General features: G+C 70.8%; 21 protein-coding genes and 1 pseudogene. 12 read left to right on the forward strand and 10 right to left on the reverse strand.

The annotated features are described in order from the left end of the window. Nucleotides 1–554: 554 nt before the first annotated feature. Nucleotides 555–959 (reverse strand): DUF5318 domain-containing protein, encoded by a 405-nt coding sequence (locus SREC43747_RS0115180; RefSeq protein ID WP_029722155.1) that lies wholly within the window; start codon nucleotides 957–959, stop codon nucleotides 555–557. A gap of 185 nt (nucleotides 960–1,144) precedes the next feature. On the opposite strand from SREC43747_RS0115180, the gene SREC43747_RS0115185 reads away from it, so the two are divergent. Both SREC43747_RS0115185 and SREC43747_RS0115190 read left to right on the forward strand, forming a co-directional pair. Further along, nucleotides 1,145–1,708 (forward strand): PadR family transcriptional regulator, encoded by a 564-nt coding sequence (locus SREC43747_RS0115185; protein WP_029722156.1) that lies wholly within the window; start codon nucleotides 1,145–1,147, stop codon nucleotides 1,706–1,708. Between the two features lie 42 nt (nucleotides 1,709–1,750). After that, the gene (locus SREC43747_RS0115190; protein ID WP_029722157.1) at nucleotides 1,751–2,848 is read left to right on the forward strand and encodes an inositol-3-phosphate synthase; all 1,098 of its coding nucleotides are present in this window, start codon (nucleotides 1,751–1,753) and stop codon (nucleotides 2,846–2,848) included. A gap of 146 nt (nucleotides 2,849–2,994) precedes the next feature. On the opposite strand, the gene SREC43747_RS0115195 is transcribed toward SREC43747_RS0115190, so the two are convergent. Further along, nucleotides 2,995–3,831: a GGDEF domain-containing protein gene (locus SREC43747_RS0115195; RefSeq protein ID WP_236623210.1), complete on the reverse strand. Its 837-nt coding sequence runs from the start codon at nucleotides 3,829–3,831 to the stop codon at nucleotides 2,995–2,997. 294 nt (nucleotides 3,832–4,125) lie between these two features. On the opposite strand from SREC43747_RS0115195, the gene SREC43747_RS0115200 reads away from it, so the two are divergent. Together SREC43747_RS0115200 and SREC43747_RS0115205 are read left to right on the forward strand one after the other, a co-directional pair. Continuing rightward, nucleotides 4,126–5,433, forward strand: coding sequence for a glycosyltransferase 87 family protein (locus SREC43747_RS0115200; protein WP_051388064.1), 1,308 nt, complete (start codon nucleotides 4,126–4,128; stop codon nucleotides 5,431–5,433). Nucleotides 5,434–5,805: 372 nt separating this feature from the next. After that, entirely contained in the window at nucleotides 5,806–8,178 is a 2,373-nt protein-coding gene (locus SREC43747_RS0115205; protein ID WP_029722160.1) for an acetyl-CoA acetyltransferase, read from the forward strand. Between the two features lie 141 nt (nucleotides 8,179–8,319). Here the strand turns inward: SREC43747_RS0115205 and SREC43747_RS22305 are convergent. Together SREC43747_RS22305 and SREC43747_RS21985 are read right to left on the reverse strand one after the other, a co-directional pair. Next, nucleotides 8,320–8,604: pseudogene (locus SREC43747_RS22305) on the reverse strand (TetR/AcrR family transcriptional regulator C-terminal ligand-binding domain-containing protein); the annotation flags it as partial. Nucleotides 8,605–8,642: 38 nt separating this feature from the next. Beyond that, the gene (locus tag SREC43747_RS21985) at nucleotides 8,643–8,825 is read right to left on the reverse strand and encodes a helix-turn-helix domain-containing protein (protein ID WP_051388066.1); all 183 of its coding nucleotides are present in this window, start codon (nucleotides 8,823–8,825) and stop codon (nucleotides 8,643–8,645) included. Between the two features lie 208 nt (nucleotides 8,826–9,033). Between SREC43747_RS21985 and SREC43747_RS0115215 the strand changes: the two genes are divergently transcribed. Further along, nucleotides 9,034–10,155, forward strand: a complete 1,122-nt coding sequence (locus tag SREC43747_RS0115215; protein ID WP_029722161.1) for an NAD(P)H-dependent flavin oxidoreductase — start codon at nucleotides 9,034–9,036, stop codon at nucleotides 10,153–10,155. Between the two features lie 219 nt (nucleotides 10,156–10,374). Here the strand turns inward: SREC43747_RS0115215 and SREC43747_RS0115220 are convergent, their stop codons facing one another. Together SREC43747_RS0115220 and SREC43747_RS0115225 are read right to left on the reverse strand one after the other, a co-directional pair. Further along, nucleotides 10,375–10,746 (reverse strand): hypothetical protein, encoded by a 372-nt coding sequence (locus SREC43747_RS0115220; RefSeq protein ID WP_029722162.1) that lies wholly within the window; start codon nucleotides 10,744–10,746, stop codon nucleotides 10,375–10,377. Between the two features lie 236 nt (nucleotides 10,747–10,982). Further along, nucleotides 10,983–12,209, reverse strand: coding sequence for a hypothetical protein (locus tag SREC43747_RS0115225; RefSeq protein WP_152528430.1), 1,227 nt, complete (start codon nucleotides 12,207–12,209; stop codon nucleotides 10,983–10,985). A 995-nt stretch (nucleotides 12,210–13,204) separates the two neighbouring features. On the opposite strand from SREC43747_RS0115225, the gene SREC43747_RS0115235 reads away from it, so the two are divergent. After that, nucleotides 13,205–14,389: an AI-2E family transporter gene (locus SREC43747_RS0115235; protein ID WP_081722625.1), complete on the forward strand. Its 1,185-nt coding sequence runs from the start codon at nucleotides 13,205–13,207 to the stop codon at nucleotides 14,387–14,389. On the opposite strand, the gene SREC43747_RS0115240 is transcribed toward SREC43747_RS0115235, so the two are convergent. Then, complete coding sequence (locus SREC43747_RS0115240; RefSeq protein WP_236623211.1) at nucleotides 14,386–15,582, reverse strand: GGDEF domain-containing protein; 1,197 nt, start codon at nucleotides 15,580–15,582, stop codon at nucleotides 14,386–14,388. The two genes, SREC43747_RS0115235 and SREC43747_RS0115240, sit on opposite strands and share 4 nt — an antisense overlap. A 184-nt stretch (nucleotides 15,583–15,766) precedes the next feature. Between SREC43747_RS0115240 and macS the strand changes: the two genes are divergently transcribed. Both macS and SREC43747_RS0115250 read left to right on the forward strand, forming a co-directional pair. After that, on the forward strand, nucleotides 15,767–16,939 hold the full coding sequence (macS, locus tag SREC43747_RS0115245) for a MacS family sensor histidine kinase (RefSeq protein ID WP_152528431.1): 1,173 nt from the start codon (nucleotides 15,767–15,769) through the stop codon (nucleotides 16,937–16,939). Further along, nucleotides 16,932–17,588: a response regulator gene (locus tag SREC43747_RS0115250; protein ID WP_029722168.1), complete on the forward strand. Its 657-nt coding sequence runs from the start codon at nucleotides 16,932–16,934 to the stop codon at nucleotides 17,586–17,588. The genes macS and SREC43747_RS0115250 overlap by 8 nt, the downstream gene beginning before the upstream one ends. Nucleotides 17,589–17,591: 3 nt before the next feature. Here the strand turns inward: SREC43747_RS0115250 and ptsP are convergent, their stop codons facing one another. After that, nucleotides 17,592–19,232, reverse strand: coding sequence for a phosphoenolpyruvate--protein phosphotransferase (gene ptsP / locus SREC43747_RS0115255; RefSeq protein ID WP_029722169.1), 1,641 nt, complete (start codon nucleotides 19,230–19,232; stop codon nucleotides 17,592–17,594). 210 nt (nucleotides 19,233–19,442) lie between these two features. On the opposite strand from ptsP, the gene SREC43747_RS0115260 reads away from it, so the two are divergent. Then, on the forward strand, nucleotides 19,443–19,715 hold the full coding sequence (locus SREC43747_RS0115260; RefSeq protein WP_029722170.1) for a hypothetical protein: 273 nt from the start codon (nucleotides 19,443–19,445) through the stop codon (nucleotides 19,713–19,715). Between the two features lie 241 nt (nucleotides 19,716–19,956). Here the strand turns inward: SREC43747_RS0115260 and SREC43747_RS0115265 are convergent, their stop codons facing one another. Further along, nucleotides 19,957–20,244 (reverse strand): glutaredoxin family protein, encoded by a 288-nt coding sequence (locus SREC43747_RS0115265; protein ID WP_029722171.1) that lies wholly within the window; start codon nucleotides 20,242–20,244, stop codon nucleotides 19,957–19,959. Nucleotides 20,245–20,265: 21 nt separating this feature from the next. Continuing rightward, entirely contained in the window at nucleotides 20,266–22,353 is a 2,088-nt protein-coding gene (locus SREC43747_RS0115270) for an MMPL family transporter (RefSeq protein WP_037332189.1), read from the reverse strand. A gap of 189 nt (nucleotides 22,354–22,542) precedes the next feature. On the opposite strand from SREC43747_RS0115270, the gene SREC43747_RS0115275 reads away from it, so the two are divergent. From SREC43747_RS0115275 to SREC43747_RS0115285, 3 genes are all read left to right on the forward strand, one after another. Continuing rightward, nucleotides 22,543–23,238, forward strand: a complete 696-nt coding sequence (locus tag SREC43747_RS0115275; protein ID WP_029722173.1) for a TetR/AcrR family transcriptional regulator — start codon at nucleotides 22,543–22,545, stop codon at nucleotides 23,236–23,238. A 303-nt stretch (nucleotides 23,239–23,541) separates the two neighbouring features. Beyond that, nucleotides 23,542–24,165 carry an FMN reductase gene (locus tag SREC43747_RS0115280; RefSeq protein ID WP_029722174.1) on the forward strand — a complete coding sequence of 208 codons (624 nt, stop codon included), beginning with the start codon at nucleotides 23,542–23,544 and terminating at the stop codon, nucleotides 24,163–24,165. A 119-nt stretch (nucleotides 24,166–24,284) separates the two neighbouring features. Next, a partial coding sequence (locus tag SREC43747_RS0115285) for a DMT family transporter (RefSeq protein ID WP_029722176.1) occupies nucleotides 24,285–24,573 on the forward strand: 289 nt, incomplete at its 3' end.

Genomic DNA, 24,573 nt, shown 5'->3' on the forward strand with positions numbered 1-24,573 from the left:
CGGCGACTCGTTCTCCGCGCCGGCGTTCGACGGGCGTTCGGGGCGCGCCGGCCCTCCGGCGCGCGGCGGCGCCGGCGGGGTGCGCTGCGCGTCGTCCCCGGGCGGGCCGGCGGGCGGCGGGTTGAGGTTGCCCTGCCGGGAGACGCCGGTGGGGCGCTGCCCCTCCGGCGGCACCGGGCGCGGTTGACCGCTCCGGGTGCCTTCCCCGGGGCGCTGCGGCGGCTGCTGCGGACCACCCGGTTGTCCTCCCGGCGGTGGCCCCGGGGGCCGCGGAGCGGGTCCCGGGCGCCCTGGCGGCGGCGGACCCTGCCGCCCGGGCGGCTGCGGCCGTCGGCCCTGGTTGCCGGGAGGCTGCTGCGGCGGCGGGGGAGCTCCCCGGTTCTCCGGGGAACCGCCAGGCTGCGGATGCCTTCGGGGGCGGCCTGATCGGTCGTCGCGCTCGTCGTTCACGAGTTGGCCTCCAGGTACAGGCGCCCTAAAGGACGCCGGCGATGCGGTCTAGTCGGGGTTGCGCCGCACCGGGCGCGCGGCCATGTCGGGGTCACAGCCATTCTTCACTCTGCGGCAGTCTTGCGTCGGGACCGGCCACCGTTCAAGCCGCCAGTTCCCAAGACATATGACTGCACCAGGTGGTTCCAACTACATGTGCGACACACCTCTACGACATGGACCGTGAACTCCTTGAACGTGGTCGCCATCCTGGCGAGCTCGCTCGGCCCCCTGGCTGAGCCGGACGCGTGCTTGAGTTCGTCACCGAACACCCACGACACGAAGGTCAGCTGTGCCTTCCGGCAGATCGGGCACAGCACGTCGCTCGGCTCCCCGTGGAACTCCGCCGCTCGCAGCAGGTACGGATCGGCGTCGCAGACCTCCACCAACCGGACTCGGCCAGAGTGGACCTTCGCGAGCAGCGACCGGCGCTGCAACGCGTAATCGACCACTTGCCGTTGGGTCCGCACGCTCCACAGGGTACGTGCCCGTCAGCGGTACTCCATGCGCCGTTCAGGGAAGCGTTAACGCGTTAGCACAGCTCACAGACAACAGCCAGGGGAACACAGGTGTGAACGAGCGTATCGATATATCGACGCGATATACTCCGCTGTCGCGTACATCGCCGGTGATCTTGCTCAGGAGGAGGTCGCACGTGCTCGAACTGGCCGTGCTCGGGCTGCTGCACGAGACCCCGATGCACGGCTACGAGCTGCGGAAACAGCTGCACGAAACGCTCGGGTCGTTCCGCACCCTGTCGTGGGGCACGGTCTACCCGACCTTGCGGCGACTGCTGAACCGGGGCTTGATCGAGGAATCCCCGCAGCACGGGCACACGTGGAACCGGCGAACCAAGCGCGTGTACCAGATCACAACCGCTGGCAGGGAGCGGTTCACCGAACTCGTGACCGACTGCCAGCCGCAGTCCTGCGACGACAAGACGTTCGGGGTGCACGTGGCTTTCTTCTCCCGCACCCCGGCGGAAACCCGGCTGCGGATCCTGGAGAACCGCCGACGCCGCGTGGAGGAGCGTCGCGAGCGGATCCGCGCCCTGCTGACCCGCGCCGGTGACCGGCTGGATCGCTACATCCTCGAGCTGAACCGACTTCGGCTCAAGCACAGCGAACAGGAAGTCCGCTGGCTCAACGAATTCATCGAGCACGAACGGGCCCAGCTCCCCACCGGCGCGGATGCCCAACCCAACGCCAGCGGGCGATAGGTGTTAAGGACACGACAGATGACCGAGAAGGAGGGCCCTGCCATGGGCGGAGATCGTCCCGGTAAGGCGGTTCGAGTAGCAATCGTCGGTGTCGGGAACTGCGCGGCGTCGCTTGTGCAGGGCGTCCACTACTACGCCGACACCGACCCGGGCACCCGCGTGCCGGGGCTCATGCACGTCCAGTTCGGTGACTACCACGTTCGCGACGTGCAGTTCGTGGCCGCTTTCGACGTGGACGCGAAGAAGGTCGGTCGGGACCTCTCCGAGGCCATCGTCGCGAGCGAGAACAACACGATAAAGATCTGTGACGTGCCTCCGCTGGGAGTGACCGTGCAGCGCGGGCACACGCTGGACGGGCTCGGGCGCTTCTACCAGGAGACGATCGAGGAGTCCGACGAGGAACCGGTCGACGTGGTGCAGGTGCTCAAGGACACCGAGGCCGACGTGCTGGTGTCCTACCTGCCGGTCGGTTCCGAAGAGGCCGACCGCTACTACGCCCAGTGCGCCCTGGACGCCGGGGTGGCGTTCGTCAACGCCCTGCCGGTGTTCATCGCCTCCGACCCGAAGTGGGCCAAGAAGTTCACCGACGCCGGCGTGCCGATCGTCGGTGACGACATCAAGTCCCAGGTGGGGGCCACCATCACCCACCGCGTGCTGGCGAAGCTGTTCGAGGACCGGGGCGTGCACCTGGACCGCACGATGCAGCTCAACGTCGGCGGCAACATGGACTTCCTGAACATGAAGGAGCTGGAGCGGCTGGAGTCGAAGAAGATCTCCAAGACCCAGTCGGTCACCTCCCAGGTCAACCGGGACCTCGGCAGCCGGAACGTGCACATCGGCCCGTCCGACTACGTGGCGTGGCTCGACGACCGCAAGTGGGCCTACGTCCGCCTGGAGGGCCGGGCGTTCGGTGACGTGCCGCTGAACCTGGAGTACAAGCTCGAGGTGTGGGACTCGCCGAACTCGGCGGGCATCATCATCGACGCCATCCGGGCGGCGAAGATCGCCAAGGACCGGGGGATCGGCGGCCCGGTGCTGTCCGCCTCCTCCTACTTCATGAAGTCGCCGCCGGTGCAGTACTCCGACTCGGAGGCCTACCAGGCGGTCGAGGACTTCATCGCCGGCAAGATCGAGCGCTGACCGCCCGGGCCGGCGAGCCCCGGTACCCGCTCGCCTCGACGGAGTGCTGTGGCCGCACGCGCCGCAGCACTCCGTTCTTCACATCGGCGGCGCAGGCGCGGAGCACCGGGTCGAGCCCGCCAGCACGGCCGTCCGCCGTCCTCGCCTCAATGGCTGAGCTGCTGCTCAGCGCGGGCCAGCACCGAGTGCACCGACGTGTTCCCGTCGGTGGTGACCCAGGAGAACCGCAGGACCGGGCGGACGCGGACACCGCTGATGCGCATCGGCCAGCCGACGATGGAGCGGATCTGCTGCGCCACTTCCTCACCGGTGCCGTTCGGGTGCTCCGCGACCACCGCGAACTCGTCACCGCCGTAGCGCGCCACCGTCTGCTCGTCGCTGAGCCCTTCCCGCAGCCGCCCCGCCAGGACGGTCAACAGCTCGTCCCCGCGCTCGAACCCGTACCGGGCGTTGAAGGCGGCGAGCTGCTGCACGTCCACGAGCACCAGCGTGGACAGCGTTCCGCGGCAGCGGGAGCGCGTCAGGAATTGCTCGAGCCGGTCCAGCAGCAGCACGCGCCCCGGCAGCCCGGTCAGCGGGTCGATCAGGCCACGGGTGTGCGACACCTCGCCCTGCACCGGCTGCAGCAGGACGAGCACCCGCCTGCGGCCCTGCACCCGGACCGCGTGGTAGTCCGCCCACACCCGGCTGACCGGTTGGCCGCTGCGCACGATGGTCATCGGCTTGGACAGCGGCGACCCCACGCGCAGCACCTGCCCGGCGATCTCGGACCAATCCGGCATCGGCGCTCCGGTGTCGTCCTGGACCTGCCAGCCACTCGGCCTGGTACCAGTGAGGAGGTCGGATTTGGCCAGCTGCATCAGGTCCGCGGCCACGTCGTTGCTGGCCAGCACTTGGCCGCGTTCGTCGGTGAGCACCACACCAACTGTCAGCCCGGTGATGAGCTCATCCCACACCGGCACGAGCTGAGACGGTGCAGTCACACCGAGGACACTCATTCGGCTCCTCCTCCCCACCAAATGGAGCAGTCCGTTTGAGCCTCCCCTCCGACACCAGCGGAATTCAAGCCTGACCCGGCCACCCGTAACGGTGGTATTGGTGCTCGCCGAATAACTGAGTGTGCACGCTTCGCCGAACGTCTTTTCGCAGGTCACCCGGCGGAGCCGGGAGATGTCTTCGACCAGGTGAAAGCACGTGGGCGCGAGGAACGGGGTCGCGTTCCCGCATCGAACGACCGCTACGCTGTGCGACGGATTGTCACGACGAGGGACGGTGATATGTCGGTGGATGCAGTTCCGAACCGGAGAACGACAGGGGAGCTGGTCCGCCGGCATCGCGGGTTGATCGGCGCCGCCGTCGTCGCCGAACTGCTCGCCCTGATCATGGTCTCGACCATCAATCCGCACGACCACATCGACGGCGAGGTGTACCGCCTCGGGGCGCAGGCGCTGCTGGCCGGCCAGAACATCTACGGCGAGCTGCCCGCCACCGAATCAGGGCTCGAGCTCCCGTTCATCTACCCCCCGTTCGCGGCAATCCTGTTCACCCCACTGACGTTGGTCCCCAAAACGGTGTCCACCGCGTTGATCATGCTGATCAGCCACCTCGCGCTGATCGCGACGCTGTACACCGTGCTCGGCGCCAGCACCTTCCTGCGCCGCCGCCGGGAGGAGGTGGTGCTGCTCACCGCCGTGCTGCTGCCGCTGGCCACCATCACCGAACCGGTGATGGAAACCCTCACCTACGCCCAGATCAACATCGTGCTGATGGCGCTGGTGGCGGTGGACTGCCTGTGGCGGGTCGACGGCCCGAAGCAGCTCCCCTACCCGCGCGGGCTGCTGATCGGCATCGCCGCCGGCATCAAGCTGACCCCGCTGGCGTTCCTGCTGTTCCTCCTGCTGCGCCGGGACTTCCGCACCACCGCCACCGCCCTGCTGACCTTCGCCGGAACCGCGCTGCTGGGCTTCCTGGTCACCTTCGACAACGCCAAGCGGTTCTGGCTGGAGGAGATGCTGGCCACCAGCAACGTGTCGTTCGGGCCGAAGTTCACCGGGGACGCGTCCACCTACGCGGGCAACCAGTCGGTGCGGTCGCTGCTGAGCAAGCTCCAGGTGCCCGGGCTGACCGCCGTCTTCCTGCTGCTGGCCATCGCGATCGTGGTGATCGCGGTCCTCGGCATGCTGCACGCGCTGCGGCAGAAGGACCTCCCGATGGCGGTGACCATCAACGGGATCCTGGCCCTGCTGGTCTCCCCGATCTCCTGGTCCCACCACTGGGTGTGGGGGATCCCCGCGCTGGTGCTGCTGGCCGGGCACGCGCTGCGGGCGAAGAACTGGGGGCTGCTGCTGACCACCTCGATGATCAGCGGCTTCGTCGTGATGGGCCCGCACTGGAAGGTGCCGCAGGGAGACGGCAAAGAACTCCGGTGGAACTTCCTCGAGCACCTGATCGGCAACGCCTACGTCTACTTCGGCGTCGCGTTCCTGCTCTACGCGGCACTGCTGTGGTGGCGCGCCAGGAAGCGGACGGACGAACCGGAGGCCCGCAGGACCAGCACCGCCCCCGCGGCGGCAGCCGCCGGCTGAGGACCCGGGCCCCGACCACGGATTTTCCAGAGGCCGGAGGGGGAAGGCGCGTCCGCCCGATTCCCCCACCGCCACCGGCCGTCTTCGACGCGGCACCGGTCTGGCGGAGCGGTGGCGCTCGCCGGTGTTCCCGAGCAGCTCCGACCGCGCCGCTCCGCCAGACCGGTGCCGATTGCTGAACTGCTAGCGGCCAGCACGGATTTCCCATTAATGTGCGGCTCCTGTTCAGGATGTTCCCGGAAGGGCCGGTGACCCGGGCGGCAAGACCCTCGAAACCGGCCAACGCGCCCTGGGGTCGGCTCGCACCGCGCTCACCGGCCCGGTGCGGCTCGGTCGCACCGGAACGTCGAACGCCGAGCACAGGAGCGCCACGTGAGCAACCACGACATCGATCCGCGCACCCCCGTCCTGGTGGGCGTGGGCCAGTTCGCCGAACGCCTCGACGACCCGGACTACCGACGACTATCCGCAGTGGACATCGCAGCCGAGGCGGCTCGGGCCGCGCTCGCCGACACCGGCACCGCCCCGGAGGTCGCCGCGAAGGCCATCGACACGGTCGCGGGCATCCGCCAGTTCGAGATCTCCACGCCGGGCGCGACGGCTCCGCTGGGCAGGTCGAACAACTCCCCCCGCTCGGTCGCCAAGCGCATCGGCGCCGCGCCGCGGCGGGCGATCCTGGAGGTCACCGGCGGGCAAGGGCCGCAGCACCTGGTCACCGAGCTGGCGGGCACGATCGCCGAAGGCGGCGCCGAGGTCGCGCTCGCGTTCGGCTCGGAGGCGATCTCGACCGTCGAGCACTTCGCGCGGGCCGAGGACAAGCCCGATTTCACCGAGCACGTGGACGGCGACCTGGAAGACCGCGGGTGGGCCCTGAAAGGGTTGCTGTCCCAGCGCCAGATGATGCACGGGCTCGCCGATCCGCCGAGCCAGTACGCGTTGTTCGACAACGCCCGCCGGGCCCGGCTCGGGATGTCTCGCGAGGACTACGCCACCGCGATGGGCGAGCTGTTCGCTCCGTTCACCGAGGTGGCCGCGAAGAACCCCTACGCGGCGGCGCCGGTGGAGCGCAGCGCCCAGGAGCTGGTGACGCCCACCGAGAAGAACCGGCTGATCTCCGATCCCTACACCCGCTACATCGTCGCGCGGGACAAGGTCAACCAGGGCGCTGCGGTGCTGCTGATGTCGGTCGCCGCGGCCGATCGGCTCGGCGTTCCACCGGAGAAGCGCGTCTTCCTGCACGGCCACGCCGATCTGCGGGAACGCGACCTCATGGAGCGGCAGGACCTCAGCAGGAGTCCCGCGGCGGTCATGGCCGCCCGGCACGCCCTCGAAGTGGCCGGCATCGACGTCGCCGATTTATCCACATTGGACTTGTACAGCTGCTTCCCCGCCCCGGTGTTCAACATCTGCGACGGGCTCGGCCTGTCCCCCGACGACCCGCGCGGACTGACCGTCACCGGTGGGCTGCCGTTCTTCGGGGGCGCGGGCAACAACTACTCGATGCACGCCATCGCCGAAACCGTGCAGCGGATGCGCGCCAACCCCGGCACCTTCGGGTTCGTCGGCGCCAACGGCGGGGCGATGAGCAAGTACTCCGTCGGCATCTACTCGACCACCCCGACGGAGTGGCGCCCCGACAACAGCGCCGCCCTGCAGGCCGAGATCGACTCCTGGCCGGCGCCCGAAGAAGCGATCCGGGCCGACGGGTGGGCGACGATCGAGACCTGCACCGTCAAGCACGGCCGCGACGGCACCCGCACCGGCATCGTCATCGGCCGGCTCGAAGCCGACGACCGCCGGTTCATCGCCAGGACCCAGGACGGCGACGAGGAGATGCTCGACCTGCTCTCCACCGGCGAGCCGATCGGCGCCCGGGTCCACGTCCGCTCGTTCGGGTTCGGCAACCGGGTCACCACCACCGAGGAGCGGATGAACGCGCTGTTCCCGCCCAAACCCGCCGTCCTGCACGACGACCACGAGTTCGTGCGGGTCCACCGCGACGGGCACCTGCTGGAGATCACGATCGACCGACCGGAATCCCGCAACAGCCTGCACCCGCCGGCCCACGAGGAGCTCGACGAGATCTTCAACGCCTACTTCGCCGACCCCGAGCTGCGGGTCGCGATCATCACCGGCGCCGGGGACGAGGCCTTCTGCGCCGGCAACGACCTCCGCTACTCGGCGTCCGGCAAGCCGGTGTGGACCCCGAAGAGCGGCTTCGGCGGGCTGACCAGCCGCCGCGACATGACCAAGCCGGTCATCGCCGCGGTCAACGGGTTCGCCGTGGGCGGCGGTTTCGAGATCGCCCTGGCCTGCCACCTCGTCGTCGCCGACGAGACCGCCCAGTTCGCCCTCCCCGAGGTCAAGGTCGGCCTGGTCGCCGCCGCCGGGGGCCTCGTCCGGCTCCCGCGGGCGCTGCCGCAGAAGCTGGCCACCGAGATGATCCTGACCGGCCGGCGCCTCAGCGCCGCCGAAGCCGCCTCCCGCGGCCTGGTCAACCGCGTGACCGAAGCGGGCGGCGCGCTGGACGGGGCTCGCGCGCTGGCCGCCGAGATCCTCGAGGGCTCCCCGACCTCGGTGCGGGTGTCCCTGCAGATCATGAACGAGACCCAGGGCATCGCGGACACCGTCGACGCGGTGGAGCACCCCTCCGACGCCCTCGACGAGCTGGTGCTCAGCCAGGACATGGTGGAAGGCGTGACCGCCTTCGTCGAGAAGCGCGAACCGGTGTGGCGCAACCGCTGATCCCGTTCCCGTGCCGTCCCGCCGGGCGGCACGGGGCCAGCTCCGCGGCGGGTCCACGCGGGCCAGCAGGAAGTCGACCAGGCGCCGCACGCAGGTGTCGGCCCCGGTCCGCAGCTCCTCCCGCTTCGACTCGGGCACGGTCTGCACGTGGTTCATCACCGCGCCCGCCAGCGCGTCCAGCAGCAGCGCGACCGAGGTGCCCGCGGGCAGTTCGCCGCGCTCGACGGCCCGGCGGACGATCGCGCGCGCCGCGCGCACCTGCGACTGCCGGATCTCGGCCCAGTGCTCGGCGCCCCCGGGGATGCGGTCGGCCTCCAGCGCGATCCGCAGCGCCGCGCGCCAACCGTCGCCCGGGTAGTTCGCCACCAGCTGCGAGGCCAGCTGCTCGAGCTCCTCGTGCACGGTGCTCGCCTCGACCGCGGTCACCCCGGGGACGTGCTGCCGGAGCGCCCCAGCAACAAGTCCTATTTGGACGACCAGCGCAGGTGGATCGACGCCTTCCCGACGCCGGCGCGCTTGGCCACCGCTTCCACGCTGAAGCCCGCCCAGCCCCGTTCGCCGAAGAGCAAGATCGCCGCCTCGGCGATCTTGCGGTCCACCTCCGGGTCGCGCGGGCGTCCCGCAGCGGGCGCTTCGACCTGCTCCACGCCGCACCCCTCGTTGCTGGACGAGTTCCGTGCAGCACAGCCCGGGCGCACCCGCAGACGGGGCCGTCCGGGGAGAGGAGTGGCGCGATGTCCTCGGACGACCGCGCCCGCGGACTCCGCCACCGGGGTGACGAACCGGAACGGGGGTACCGGCACCGCCCCGTCGCGCGCACCCTTGTCGGGGCTCCACCTCGCACAAGGAGTTGCCATGCGCACGAAGATGACCGAGATGCTCGGCGTCGAGCACCCGATCGTCGGGTTCAACCGCTCTCCCGCCGTCGTCGCCGAAGTCTCCAAGGCCGGCGGGTTCGGCGTGCTCGCCGCAACCGCCTACAAGCCCGACGAGCTCGACGCCCAGCTGACCTGGATCGAGGAGCAGGTCGGCGACCGCCCCTACGGCATCGACCTGCTCGTGCCGAACAAGGCCGTGCAGGGCGACCCGAACGACCTGGCGGCGAGCCTGCGCGCCCAGATCCCCGAAGAGCACCTCGAGTTCGTCGCGGACCTGCTGGAGCGCTACGGCATCCCGCCGCTGCCCACCGGAGCGCGCTCCTCCGGCGACGGGGTGAACGCCGACGCCAGCCTGGTGCCGCAGCTGCTGGACGTGGCCTTCTCGCACCGGATCTCACTGGTGGCCAGCGCGCTCGGCACCCCACCGCCGCACCTCGTCGAGCGCGCCCAGCAGAACGGCGTCGTGGTCGCCAGCCTGGTCGGCAAGCGCGAGCACGCCGAGCGCCAGCTCGCCGCCGGCGTCGACATGCTCGTGGCGCAGGGCACCGAAGCCGGTGGCCACACCGGCACCATCGCCACCACCGTGCTCACCCCGGAGATCGTCGACATCGCCGGCGACGTGCCGGTGCTCGCCGCGGGCGGCATCGCCTCCGGGCGGCAGATCGCCGCGGCGCTCGCCCTCGGCGCCGCCGGGGTGTGGTGCGGCTCGGTCTGGTTGAGCACCCACGAGGACATCGCCCCGCGCGCGGTCAAGGAGAAGTTCCTCGCCGCCGGCAGCGGCGACACGGTGCGCTCCCCGACCCGGACCGGCAAACCCGCGCGCCAGTTGCGCAGCGCCTGGCACGACGAGTGGGCCGAACCCGGCAGCCCCGAACCGCTGCCCATGCCGCTGCAGATGATGCTCACCCTCGAGGCGTGGGACCGCATCGACGCCGCCGCCGAGCAGGGGCACGAAGGCGCCAAGCAGCTCGAATCGTTCTTCATCGGCCAGGTCGTCGGCTCCTTCACGCGGCTGCGCGGTGCCGGGGAGCTCACCCGCGAGCTCGCCGCCGACTGCCGCGCCCGCCTCGCCGAGCTCGGCGCCCTCGCCGAGTCCTGACCGACCGCGGCACGGCATGACGGAGCCCCTGGGCGACGTCTCGCCCAGGGGCCCGTGCGCGTCCGGGGGTGGGATTCGTGCACCGACCGCCCGGATCGCTCCGACCACCTGACCGCGCACGCGCGTCCGGGCACGTCCCGATCGGAACTCGCTTCCACCGGACACTGCGCTGGGGCGCGCCGACCAGCGCTGTTGCGAGGGGGCCTGGGTGCGAGCGGGTCAGGTGTCGAGGGTGACCCGCGGTGGCCGGTCGGTGTGGACGACGACTTCGCCCCAGTCGCCACCAGCACGCCAGTGACCGTCCTCCAGCAGCAGGTAGTCGATGTTGCCGAGGTCTTCTTCGCCAGCGGCGTCGGTGTAGACCTGGCCAGTGCGTTCGATCCACTCGACCTTGGCCCCGGCCTCGAACGTCAGCGCCCCGGTGACGTAGCAGTTCTGCTCGCCTGGCCGCGGAGGCCGATATCTCGGGTGCGACTCGGTGAGCACGAAGTCCACGCTGAACTCCAACACCCCGGATTCCTCGGTTATGCCGAGGACGTAGCTGTCCTCGAGGTAGATGCCGGCGAACTCGGGCAGTTCGAAGTAGTTCATGACCTCACAAGTCCATTTCGATCGGCGTGTGGTTCTCCGGGGAGCGCCGGGTCACCGGCTTTCCGAGCGGGTTGATCCGCTGCGGATGTTCGCCGTCGGGGCACGCATCACGCGGTTTCGACACTCCGGGCCCAACCGGATCACCCGCTCACGCCGACCTGCGCCGCAGGTGGACAGCGCGCGTCCGGGGTGGGAGCCGCTCGCTCCCACCCCGGTGGAATGCCCGTGCTCGAGGGTCAGATCCGCTCGAACACCACCGTGTCCGCGTTCGCCAGCAGCTCGCTGGCCGGCACCCGCGGCAGCGGACGGGTCTGCTCCTCCAACGCGTCCAGCGGCGGGAGCGCATCGGTCGCCAGCGGAAGCGGTCCGCCGGCGGTCCGGCGGATCGGCGCCGGTTGCGGCCGCGGCGGCGCGCTCCTGGCCGGCCGGTCCGCTCCCGGCGGTCGCGGCTGCTGCCGCGGCGGCGCGGGAACCAGACTGTCCACAGTGGTGGATTCGGTGCCGAGCAGGGCGGTGGCGATCCGACTGGTCCGGGCATCGCCGAACGCCTCCATCGGCGGGCCGGTGCCGCTGGCCTCCCGCACCAGCCCCAGGGGCACCGGGAGCTCCGGCAGCTCGGTGACCGCGAGGTGGTGCTCGCCGGGGATCTCCAGCGGATCGGTCTTGTTCTCGGGGAATTCGCGGCTGATCTCCCGCAGCGCGGCGCGCAGCGCCTCGTCCGGGACCGGGATGAGCTTGCTGCGCAAACTGGGCACTTCCGCGGAGGTCAGGTCGACGTCCTCCGCCAGCAACAGGGGTTGAGCACCGCCGGACGCCGACTTCCGCTCGCCAGCGGGCTCCTCCGCACCGGCGAACCCGGTGAACCCGGTGAACCCGGGCTCGGGGGCGAGCAGGCCCTCCTGCCGCGGAGCGCCCCGGTGCGCGGGCGATTTCGCGGGGCGCCCGGCGGTGACGACCTCGCCGATCGGCCCGGACCAGCTCAGCGAGCGGTGGAAGCCTTCGGCCGGGGTTCCGATGGCCGGCGCGTCGGCGGCGTGCCGGCCCGGCTGGATGTCGGCCACCCAACCGGCGAGGTGCAGGGAGCGGACCTGGGCGACCGGCTCGCGCTTGGCGTGCTTGGACTGGGGGTCCAGCCAGTGCTGCTCGCGCAGCACCGGGATCTCCTCGGTGGGCTCCTCGTCCAGCACGGCCCGCGGTTCCGCGCTGCTGCGCCGGGGAGGTGCGCTGGGCCCACCGGCCGGCTCGCCGTGCCGGCCGCCGGTTTCGCCGGTGAACAGCTCCCCGGTGAACCGGGTTCCGTGCCAGCCGTAACCCCCGGTGCCGAAGTCCGGGGGGAGCTCTCCCAGGGGCGTGGTGGGTTGGTCGGTACGGGTTTCGCCAGCCGTGGAAACGCCGCTGCCCACGGCCAGCACGCCACCCGTGACCAGCGCGGCCTGCACACCGCGCCTGGCCCATGTCTGCATGGATTTCTCCTTCGGGGTGCTTCGTGGCGATGCGGGAGGTCCGGCGCCTTCGCACGGGGGACGCCGGTGGCCGGGCAGGACGCGGACGCGCGGCTGCCCGCTGCGAACTCTCGGGATCAGTCGGGGGTGGTGCCCGGCTGCGGCGCCGGTATTCCGAGCAGCGGGCACCGGTGGGCGCGCTCCCCGGCAGGAGGTGCCGCTGGGAGCTGGCGGCCGCCGATGACCTGCTCGGGCAGGGGCTCGGTGACCTGCTTGCAGGTGGCGGCCGCTCCGTGGCCGCTGGCGCACGGAGCCGCATCGGCTGCGCCACCGAGCTGCGAGGCCGGTGCCGCCGCGCCGGTGGTTCCCGACGGTGCAGCGGGGGGCGTGCTCCCGGCCCGCGGGCAGTCAGGGAGTTGGTGTCCGGTGAGCGCGGTGCCCGGCCCTGCTTGCACCGGGACGGGAGCAGCGGACGACACCGGCGCGGCGACCCCGGTCCTTCCTGGACCGGCAGCCGAATTCCGGAGGAACCCGGTGTTCGGAGCCGGGCTGGGGGACACCTGCCGGACTGGTTCCTCCCCGGTCCGCTGCAGCGGGCGCAGCGGGACCACCGGGGAGTCCGACGGTTCCGGTCCGACCCACCGTCCCTCCGAAATGGACGACTCGACTGCCGGTGTTCCGGTGACATCCGCCGAACTGCTGTCCCCGAGCAACCACGCCGCGGAGGTTCCAGCAACCGTCGCACCCGCGATGACCAGCGCGCGAGTCAGCAGCCGTCGTGTGCGGCTGGCTATGGTCGTGCGGACTGTGCGCGACATCCGGTGCCGGAACCCCCTTGGCTGTGCAGCGACTCCCCACTAACAGCTCGACGGTCGCCGACGCGAACTCTTCCAAAGCCACCGGATTTTGGGTATACGTGCGGTAGCAAGATCCCTACATCGTGTTACTGGTCACTGGCCGGTCTCAGCCCGTGTTCGATTCAGCTGCCCGGGCGCGACAGGCGATACGGTGGCATGGTGAGCAACTACAAGATCACCGCCACGGATGACGCAGCCAGTTCCCTGCCGCCGGTGCTACGCGTTTCCGCCGCGGTGAGCTGGCGCTTCCTCGTGATCTGCGGAGCGATCTTCGTCCTCGGGCAGATCATCTCCCGACTGTTCGTCGTGGTGATCCCGGTGGCCATCGCACTGCTGCTGGCAGCGCTGCTGGGCCCCGCGGTGGGGTTCCTGGCCAGGCACGGGGTCCCCCGCGCCCTGGCCACGGTAGTGGTGATGGTCGGGGGGTTGGCCGCGGTCGGCAGCGTGCTGACGTTCGTGATCAACGCCTTCATCCAGGGCTTCCCCGACCTGCAGCAGCAGGTGATCCGAAGCATCAACACGTTGCGCGAGCAGTTGGCGACCGGCCCGCTGCACCTCACCGACCAGCAGCTCGGCCAGTACCTGGACCAGGCCCAGCAGTGGTTGCAGCGCAACCAGGCCCAGATCACCAGCTGGTCGTTGGCCACCGCGACGACCTTCGGCAACTTCCTCACCGGCCTGCTGCTGGCCCTGTTCACCCTGATCTTCTTCCTCTACGACGGCCGCCGGCTGTGGTTGTTCCTGATCAAGCTCGCCCCGAAGCACGTGCGGCACCGGGTGGACCTCGCCGGTTGCCGCGCCTTCGACTCGCTGATCGGTTTCGTCCGCGGCACCGCGCTGGTCGCCGTGGTGGACGCGGTCGGCATCGGTCTCGGCCTGGGCATCCTCGGGGTTCCGCTGGCGGTTCCGCTGGCGGCGCTGGTGTTCCTCGGCGGCTTCATCCCGATCATCGGCGCGGTGGCCTCCGGCGCGGTCGCCGTGCTGGTGGCGCTGGTGACCAAGGGCTGGATCGTCGCCCTGATCGTGGTCGGCGTGGTGCTCGCGGTGCAGCAGCTGGAGGGCAACGTGCTGCAGCCGCTGCTGCTCGGCCGCGCGGTGAAGCTGCACGCGCTGGCGGTGGTGCTGGCGGTCAGCATCGGCGCGGTGGTCGCCGGCATCGTCGGCGCCCTGCTGGCGGTTCCCACGGTGGCGACGCTGAACTCGGCGATCCGGTCGCTGCTGGAGGAGGAGCCCGCCACCGGCGAAGCGACCGCCGCGGCCGCGGAACCGCGGGAACCTCGGCAGTCCGATGAGGACAGCGAGGAGGACCGGTCCGACGACGAGGAGCGGCGCGACGAGGACTAGGCCACGGCAACCGCGTTGCGACCGCCCTCCTTCGCGGCGAGCAGCGCGGCGTCGGCCGCGGCCAGCAGATCGGTCAGCTCGTAGCCGTACCTGGTGCTGACCGCTGCCCCGATGCTCACGGTCAACCCGCTCAACTGGCGCTGCTTCCCACCGGTGTCCCGCACCGGAACGGACAGCGATTCGGTGGTGGTCCGGATCCGGTCCGCGACGGTGCGGGCGGTGGCGCTGTCCGCGCCGGGGAGCAGCACGACGAACTCCTCGCCGCCGAACCGCCCCACGATGTCCTCTTTGCGCACGCAGTCGCGCAGCATCACCGCGATCGCCACCAGCACCGCGTCCCCGGCCAGGTGCCCGAGGCGGTCGTTGATCCGCTTGAAGTGGTCCAGGTCCAGCACCAGCACCGCCACCGGCTGGCCCCGGTTGTTGGCCCGGGCCAGTTCGTCGCGGGCCAGGTTCTCCCAGTGCGCCAGGTTCGCCAACCCGGTCTTGCCGTCCCGCTGCGCCGAGCGGCGCCACTGCGGCAGCTGGCTGGCCAGGTCGAGCAGGATCAGCGGTGGGCCGGCGAGCAGCGCCCCGCTGGGTTCGGCGGCCATCGCCACCCCGAGCAGCCCGCCGAGGCTGGCCGCCACGATCCCGAACAGCACGTCGATCGGCTCGCCGAGCACTTCGTCGCGGGCGGCACCCGGATTGCGCAGCCGCAGTCCGACGGCGACCAGCACCGCTCGCGTCAACAGCAGCACCGCGCCGCCGAGCAGGAAGAACACCGGGGTCCAGCGCGGGGTTTCCCAACCCATGACCAGTCTCGCCGCGAACGCGGCCAGCATGGTGGCAGCGCTGGTGAACAGCCAGCGGTGCAGCTGCGGGCGGTCCTCCAGCACCCCGTGCAGGAGGGGGCCGAGCAGCAGCAGCACCAGCAGGTTCGGCGGCAGGGTGAGGGTGCCGGCGCTCAGGTAGGCGATGTGCAGGGTCCACGGATTGCGCCGGTACCGCCGGCGCATGGTGATCGAGATCGCGGAGATCACGATGGCAGCGCCCGCGGTGACCGCGAGGTACCCGAACATCCGCAATTCCGCCGACTGCGGCCGGGGCTGAGTCGCGATCGTCACGACGACGGCCAGGACAGCGGTGGCCTCCACTGCGAGCAGGTACGCAATCGCCGCCGGCCGCAACCGCCACAGCAGCCATCCCGCCACGGCGATCACCTCCAGTCCGACTGCAACGGGAGCCTGGCACACCTCGACGGCCGGAAAAAGCAAGCCCCTCCCCGCCATTCGGGTCAACCTGATTGGTGATCACAAACACGCTGCGTGCCCATTCCGGCGGTCTCCGCCTTCGGCGACACGTGGGGCAGGATGTTGGTCCGGGAGGGAACGATCAGTGGCACCGCAGACAACGCCGAACGAGCCCCGGGTGGCCGACGGGCGCACACCGCTATGGCGCGGGCACAACCTCTTCCGCGTCGTCTCCTTCTGCTACGCGGCGGTTTGGGTGGTCGTGCAGTTCGACGACTACGCCCGGCCGTGGCTGGCGGTCGCAGACCTCGTCCTGGTGGGCCTGTGGACGGCTTTCACGGTGTGGCGCTATTGGAAGCGGGAGCGCCGCACCGACCGCTTGGTGGCCATCGACGTGGCCGTGGTGACGGCCCTCTACCTGCCCAACGAGTGGATCCTCACCGAGGAGCAGATGTTGCACGGGCTGCCGACGGTCCCGTCCATCTGGCACTCGACGATGGTGACCGCGGCCGCCGCCCAGTGGGGGCTGCTCGGCGGGCTGCTGTCGGGAGCTCTCGCGGCCGCGTCGAACGTGGCCTTGCGGTGGTACATCGGCTCGGACATCTGGATGGACACGGTGCTGCTGATCGGAGTGGGCATCGTGATCGGTCTGGCCTCGGACACCGCCCGCCGCTCGACCGAACGCCTGGCCCGGGCGCTGCGCACGGAAGCCGCCACCGCGGAGCGGGAGCGGCTGGCCAGGTCCATCCACGACAGCGTGCTGCAGGTGCTGGCCCGGGTCCGGCAGCAGGGCAGCCAGCTCGGCGGGGAGGCGGCCGAGTTGGCGAAGCTCGCCGGCGAGCAGGAGAGCGCGCTGCGCGCGCTGATCGCGACCACTCCGCAGGATCCGGCTTCCGCCGAGGAGACCGACTTGGCCGCGCGGCTGCAGGTGCTGCGCACGGACCGGGTCCAGGTGTCGGTGCCCGGGGAGCCGGTGCAGCTCCCGGAACCGATGTGCTCGGACCTGTTCGCGATAGTCCGGGAAGCTCTGCTCAACGTGGACCGGCACGCCGGCCCGTCGGCCCACGCCTGGGTGCTGTTGGAGGAGCTGCCCGAGGAGATCGTGCTGAGCGTCCGGGACGACGGTCCGGGAATTCCGCCCGGTCGGCTGGAAGAGGCCGCCGCGGAGGGCCGAATGGGCGTCGTGAAGTCGATCCGCGGTCGGGTCCAGGAGCTGGGCGGGACGATCGATCTGGAAACGGCTCCGGGGGAGGGGACCGAGTGGGAGATCCGGGTGCCCCGGCCCGTCAAGCAGCGCAAAGGAGGCAAGCATGACTGAGCCGCCGGTGTCGGTAATGGTGGTCGACGATCATCCGATCTGGCGGGACGGAGTGGCCCGGGACCTCGGCGAGCGCGGCTTCGAGGTGAAGGCCACGGCCGGGGACGCGCCAGCGGCGCTGCGGATCGCCCGCACGGTGAAGCCGGACGTGGTGCTGATGGACTTGAACCTGGGGGACACCGACGGGGTCACCGCGACCCGGCAGATCACCCAGGAAGTCCCGGGCACCCGGGTGCTGGTGCTGTCGGCCAGCGGGGAGCACAAGGACGTGCTGGAGGCGGTGAAGGCCGGCGCTTCCGGCTACCTGGTGAAGTCGGCTTCGGTGGAGGAGCTGGTGGACGCGGTGCAGCGCACCGCCGCCGGGGACGCGGTGTTCACCCCGGGACTGGCCGGCCTGGTGCTGGGCGAGTACCGCCGGATGGCCGAAGCCCCGGATTCGGGCCCGCAAACCCCGCAGTTGACCGAGCGGGAGACGGAAGTGCTGCGGCTGGTGGCGAAAGGGCTGACCGCCCGGCAGATCGCCAACCGGCTGGTGATCTCCCACCGCACGGTGGAGAACCACGTCCAGTCCACATTGCGCAAACTGCAGCTGCACAACCGGGTGGAACTGGCGCGGTACGCCATCGAGCACGGCCTCGACCGGGAGTGACGGCTAGGGGCGGAGCCTGGCGCGAGCGATTTCCCGGGCCTTCCGGGCGGAAGCGGCTTCGAGCACTTCGCGGGCGGTCTCCTGGTAGGTCTGCAGCGGGTGCTCGCCCAGCGCGGACCCCACCGCCGGGATCGCGGTGGCGCCCATGGAAAGGCTGGTGACCCCCAGACCGACCAGCACCCCGGCCAGCAGCGGATCGGCAGCTGCTTCCCCGCACACCCCGACGGGTTTGCCGAGTTCGGCCCCGGCCCGCCCGACTTCGGCGATCAGCCGCAGCAGCGCGGGCTGCCAGGGGTCGTTGAGCTCGGCGAGCGCCCCGGCCATCCGGTCGGCGGCGAACAGGTACTGGGCGAGGTCGTTGGTGCCGAGGCTGACGAAGTCCACCTCGCGCAGGACCTCGCGGGCGGTCAGCGCGGCGGCGGGGACTTCGATCATCACGCCCGCCCGGTCGATGCCGGCCGCCTTGGCGCGTTCGACGAACCAGGCGGCTTCCTCCGCGGTGGAGACCATGGGGGCCATCACCGAGACGTCGGCGCCGGAATCGGACGCGGCGGCGGCGACGGCTTCCAGCTGCCGCTCCAGCAGGTCGGGGTTCTCCTGGGAGATCCGCAGGCCGCGGACGCCGAGCGCCGGGTTCGGCTCGGCCCCCATGGCCAGGAACGGCAGCGGCTTGTCGGCCCCGGCGTCGAGGGTTCGGACGATCACGGGCTTGTCGGCGAACGGGGCCAGCACCGCGGCGTACGCCGAGCGCTGGGCCGAGACGTCGGGTTCGCGGTCAGCGGCGAGGAAGCAGAACTCGGTGCGGAACAGCCCGACCCCTTCCGCGCCGGCGGAGGCGGCGGTGCGGGCGTCGACCGCGGCCCCCACGTTGGCGAGGACCTTGATCCGGTGCCCGTCGGCGGTCGCGCCTTCGCCCTGCCACGAGGTGGCGGTGCTCCGCTCGCTGGCCCGGACCGGCAGCGGGACGCTGGAGGCCTCGATGAGACCGGTGTCCCCGTCGAGGCTGATCGCCATGACCGGGGAGAGCTCGAGCAGGCCGCGGACGCCGACGACCGCCGGGATCCCCAGGGAGCGGGCCAGGATCGCGGTGTGGCTGGTGGGACCGCCTTCTTCGGTGACGAGCCCGAGCACCAGGCTGGTGTCCAGGTCGGCGGTGTCGGCGGGTGCCAGGTCGCGGGCCACCAGCACGCAGGGTTCGGTGAGGTCGGGCACGCCGGGCGGGGTGAGCCCGAGGAGTTCGGCGACGATCCGGTCGCGCACGTCCTGCACGTCCCGGACGCGCTCGGCCATGTAACCGCCGGCGGCGCGGAGGGCTTCGGTGAACTTCGCAGCGGCCTCGTGGACGGCGCGGGCAGCGGGCAGCGACCGGCTGGTGACCAGCTGTTCCGCCTCGGAGATCAGGGCCGGGTCGATGGCCATCGCGGCGGTGGTCTCCAGCAGGGTCTTGGCGTCGCCGGTGACCCGGGAGGCGCGCTCGAACAACCGGTCCGAGACGGCTTGGGCGGCCGGTTGGATGCGGGCCGCTTCGGCCGCGGGGTCGGCAGGTGCGGGAGTGCTGGCCGGCTCGGGGACCGTTTCGGCGACCCGGGCGACCGGCCCGGAGGCCTGCCCTGGGCTGACTCCGACGCCCGTCAAACGCGACATGGTTCAGACCTTACCTTTCCGTCTCGGCCTGCCCTGAAAATCGTAGGCCCGGCACCCCGGCGCGGCCTGTTTTGCCGGACGTCCGAACACCGCGCGTGATCAACGTGGTCCTACTTGCCCCGAATGACGCAACGACACGGTGTTACTGCCAAGTAGCAACTGAGTAGCCGTACGGATTTGCTCAACTCGCCAAAAACGCACTCTAAGGACATGGCACTGAGCGTCCTCCCCACGATCGCGGAAACCGAAACCGCTGACCTGTTCGTCGAGTTGCAGCTGCTGTTCGCCGCCCGGCCCGACCCGGGCCGGGGGGCGGGCACCACACCCGGTCATCCGGAATCCGACCGGCTGCCGCCGCCGGAGCACGGCACCGCACCCGGGCCGGAAGGCCTGCCGGGAGAACCGGTGGACACCAGCAAGGCCCGACCGGACCTGGGCGAATCCGCCGGGCTGAACCGGATGGCCTGGGCTGCGGCCGGCTGAGCGAATCCGTCCCGAAAACCGTGCCCCTTCCCCGCGCTGGAGAAGGGGCACCTGATTTTTCCGGCACCAACCACCCGACTGAGTAAACTTCTGGTGAAGATGGATCTTTTCGGCGGCCTCCGGCGTCACACTGGTCAGGTTGCCGCCCGGCGGTACTCGCGCCACCGGCGGGCGCAACCCTGCTGGGGCCAGCCGTGAAGCCCCCCGTGCGGTTGGCCCCGGCTCCGTCCGCGACCGCCGGTCAGCCCGCGGTCCGCCCTCCCGGCAGCAGGGCGGGAGCGTGCTCGGCCACCGCGGCGAGCACCTCGTCGGCGGACGGGTTCACCGCCCGCCACTCCCCGACCACGACGGTGGGCACGGTCTCGTTCCCGTTCGCGATGGAGCGCACGACGGCCGCCGCAGCCGAGTCCTGCCAGATGTTGATCTCCTGGAACTGCAGTCCGCGCTTGCGCAGCCCGCGGCGCAGCAGCGTGCAGAACGGGCAGCCCGGCCGGGTGTAGACCACGACCTCTTCCGCTGCGGTGCCCATCGGTACCTCCAGTTCGTTCGACTACCGGACCTCGGCCGGAGTCCGTTCGGGCTCCTCCGCTTCCTGAACGCCCACGCGCTGCTGCAACTTCCGCAGCCGCCCGGGAGCCCACCAGGCGGCGTTGCCCATGATCCTGATCAACGCCGGCACCAGGAGCATGCGGACCACGGTGGCGTCCAGCGCGAGCGCGAAGATCATCCCCAGCCCGATGAACCGCATCATGCCGATGCCGGAGATCGAGAACGCCCCGGTCACCACGATCAGCAGCAGCGCGGCCGCGGTGATCATCCGCCCGGTCTTGGCCAGCCCGGTGCGCACCGCGTCCGGGGTGGTGGCCCCGTTGGCGCGGGCCTCCACCATGCGCGACAGCAGGAACACCTCGTAGTCGGTGGACAGGCCGAAGACCACCGACGCCATCAGCACCACGATGCCGACCTCCATCGGGCTCGGGGTGACCCCGAGCAGCTCGGCACCGTGCCCGTGCACGAACACCCAGGTCAGCACGCCGAAGGTGGCGGAGAGGCTGAGCGCGCTGACCACCACGGCCTTGATCGGCAGCAGCACCGAACCGAACGCGAAGAACATCAGCACCAGGGTGGCCCCCACCAGCAGGGCCGCCACCCACGGCAGCTTCTCGGCCGTGGCGTGCAGGCTGTCCAGGTTCAACGCGGTCAGCCCGCCGACCAGCACCTCGCTCCCGGGCGGTTCGTCCATCGCCCGGATCTGCTCCACCGCCTCCTTGGCCTGGTCCCCGTACGGGTCGCCGGAGATCGTCGCGTTCAGCACCAGCACCCCGTCGGCGGAGCCCTTCGGCTGGACCCCGGTGATCCCCGGCAGCTGGCCCACCTCGGCGATCAGCTGCTGGACGTCGTGCTGGCCGGGGTTGCCCTGCACGACGACCTGGATGCCGTTGTCGCTCATCGCCGGGAACTCTTCCCGCAGCGCCTCGATCGCGACCCGCGACTCGTCCCCCTCCGGCATCATCCGCTCGTCCGGCGTGCCGAACTGGGTGTCCAGGAACGGGGAGCCGAGCAGCACCAGGACCGCCACGAGCGGCACCGCGGTGAGCAGCGGGCGCTTCATCACGCCGGTGGCGACCCGGGACCAGGTCTTGCTCTCGGCCTGGTTCTTCCGCCACGGCACCGCGAGCTTGTTCACCCGGTGGCCGAGCACGCCCAGCAGCGCCGGCAGCAGGGTGAGCGAGATGAGCGCCGCCAGTGCCACCGAGGACACCCCGCCGTAGGCCAGGGACTTCAGGAAGCTCTGCGGGAACAGCATCAGCCCGGCCAGCGCGATGACCAGCAGGGTCGCCGAGAACGCGACGGTGCGGCCGGCGCTGGCCACCGAGCGGCGGACCGCTTCGCCGGTGGGCCGCCCGGCGGCGAGCTCTTCCCGGAACCGGCCGACGATGAACAGGCCGTAGTCGATGGCCAGCCCCAGGCCGAGCATGCTGGCCACGTTCACGGCGAACACGTTGACCTCGGTGACCAGGGAGATCAGGTGCAGCAGGCCGAGCGAGCCGAACACCGCCAGCCCGCCGACGACCACCGGCATCGCGGCCGCCACGACACCGCCGAAGATCACCACCAGCAGCACCAGCACGATCGGCAGGGAGATGGCCTCGGCGCGGACCAGGTCCTGCTTGGCCCGCTCCTCGATGGACAGCTGCATCGGGATCTCCCCGGCCACGTGGGTGCGCAGGCCGGGAACCTCCAGCGACTCCTCGATCTCCGCGTAGGCGTCCAGCTTGCTGGCGGTGTCGTCCCCGGTGAGCTCGATGGTGGCCAGCCCGGCGGTGCGGTCCTGGTTCACCAGCTGCGGGACGGGCATCTGCCAGTACGAGGTGACCCCGGCGACCGCGTCACCCGGAAGAGCGTCCAGCGTTCGGTTGATGTCTGCGGCGATCTCCGGGTCGTCGATGGTCCTGCCGTCGGGCGCCTGGTAGAGAACAACCAGATCACCACCGGCCTGGGCGGCCTGCTCGGCCAGCTCGCCAGCGCGGACCGCTTCGCTTCCGGGGGTTTCGTAACCGCCTTGGGCCATGCGATCGAAGACGCCCAGACCCCAGGTGCCGCTCACGGCGACGGCCAGCAGGACTGCTAAGAGCACCCACCTGCGGTACCGGTGGGCAACGGATCCCCAGGACGCGAACATGAGCGTTCCTCCAGTGCTGGTGGCGGCGCGCCCCGCCCGGCTACGGTGGCGTGAACGCTGTGCACGAAGGTAAACACCGTTTACAGAACTTGGTGACCAGCGTAACGGCGGAAGCCCACCCGGACCCACTCACTGGAGTGACCAATGGTGCAAGTCACTCGACGCGAACGACTGCGCGCCGCCACCGAACAGGAGATCCGCCAGCACGCGCGAACCCTGCTGGCCACGCAGGGCCGGGAAGCGGTCACCCTGCGGGCGATCGCCCGCGAGCTCGGCATCACCGCCCCCGCGCTGTACCGCTACTACGGCTCCCGGGAAGAGCTGCTCCGCGCGCTGTGCAACGACATCTGCAGCGACCTGGCCGAACAGCTGCACCACGAACTCCGCCGCACCAGCGGTGAACTGGCGGAGAAGGTGCGGACCGCCTGCTGGGAGTTCCGCCGCTGGGCGCTGCACCACCCCGAGGAGTTCGCCCTGGTGTTCGCCACCCCACCCGGGGACGACGGGCAGCAGGACCAGTTCGCCCGGGTTTTCCTGGGAATAGTGGCCCCGCTGATGCGGGAAGGAGCGGTGCGGCTCCACCCGGATCGGCTGCCGGTGGACCTGCCCGACGTGTCGGCCTACCAGAACGCGCTGGCCGACGCGTTCGACGCCGAGGGGATCACCGTGCCCGCCGAGGCGATCAGCCCGGAATCGGTCTACTACCTGCTGCGCTGGTGGGCCCGGCTCTACGGGCACGTCGCCCTGGAGGTGTTCGGCCGGTTCCCGTTCGACCTCCGGCACGCCGACGAGCTGTTCAACTCGCTGCTGCAGGAGCTGCTGCGGGAATCCGGGCTATGAGCCGGTGACCGCCCGGTCGATCGGTGACGGCGGTGGCGTGCTGCGGGGAACAGGGGAATGGGAATCACGCCACTGCCGTCAAGATCGACGCTACCGCTGCGGCCGGCTCGACAAATTTCCCTGATCGAGTGCTCCTGCAGCCGCCCTGCCGCGACCAGGGGTTTCACCACCGAGAAGACGAACGGCGGGGCCTTCCACCACCCCCGCGGGGGAGAGATGTTTCACCCGGTGGAACAAGCCGCGGTCCAACGCTTGTTCACCTGGTGTCAGCGGTGGCCTTCGGCAGCGGGAGGTTCGAACGGCATGCGCACCCGACGCCTGGTGGTGGTTTCAGCCGGATTGGGCGAGCCCTCGTCCTCCCGGATGCTCGCCGACAGGCTCACCGACGCCACCGAGCAGGCGCTGCGCAAATTGGACGTGGAAGTCGAGAGCTCGGTCGTCGAGCTCCGCGAACACGCCCACGACGTGCTCAACGCCATGCTCACCGGGGTGCCCACCGGCAACGCCGAAGAGGTGCTCGGCGAAGTCGCCCGGGCCGACGGGCTGATCGCCGTGAGCCCCGTCTTCAACGCCTCCTGCAGCGGCCTGTTCAAGACCTTCTTCGACGTCCTGGACAAGGACTCGCTCACCGGAACCCCCGTGCTGCTCGGTGCGACCGGCGGGACCCCGCGCCACTCCCTGGTCCTCGAGCACGCGCTGCGCCCGATGTTCACCTACCTGCGGGCTGTCGTGGTGCCGACCGCGGTGTACGCGGCCTCCGAGGACTGGGGCGCCGGCGGCACCGGGCAAGACCTCTCCCAGCGCGTCGACCGGGCCGCGGCGGAACTGGCCGACCTGGTGGCCGCCCGCCGCGCCAAGACCACGGCGGACCCGTTCGAGAACCCGGTCCCGTTCGAGCAGCTGATGCGGGACGTCACCGACTTCTGAGCCGTCCACCGCGCCACGAGCAGCCGTTCCCGGCACCGCACCGGGGACGGCTGCTCCGGTAATAGGGTCCGAAGAGGACTTCCGAACGAACCGGGCCCGAACCGGCCCTGGAGACGGCGATGGCGTGGATTGTTCTGGTGCTCTCCGGAGCCCTCGAAGCGGTGTGGGCCACCGCGCTGGACAGGTCCGAGGGGTTCAGCCGCTTCGGACCGTCCGCGGTGTTCCTCGTGGCCCTGGCCGCGAGCATGGCCGGACTGGCCTACGCGACCCGGCACCTGCCCATCGGCACCGCGTACGCGGTGTGGGTCGGGATCGGCGCGGTGCTGACCGTGCTGTACTCGATGCTCACCGGCGAGGAAGCGGTGTCGGCGCTGAAGGTCCTGTTCCTGGCCATGATCATCGGCGGGG

Source organism: Saccharopolyspora rectivirgula DSM 43747 (assembly GCF_000497205.1).
Classification (GTDB): Bacteria; Actinomycetota; Actinomycetes; order Mycobacteriales; family Pseudonocardiaceae; genus Saccharopolyspora; species Saccharopolyspora rectivirgula.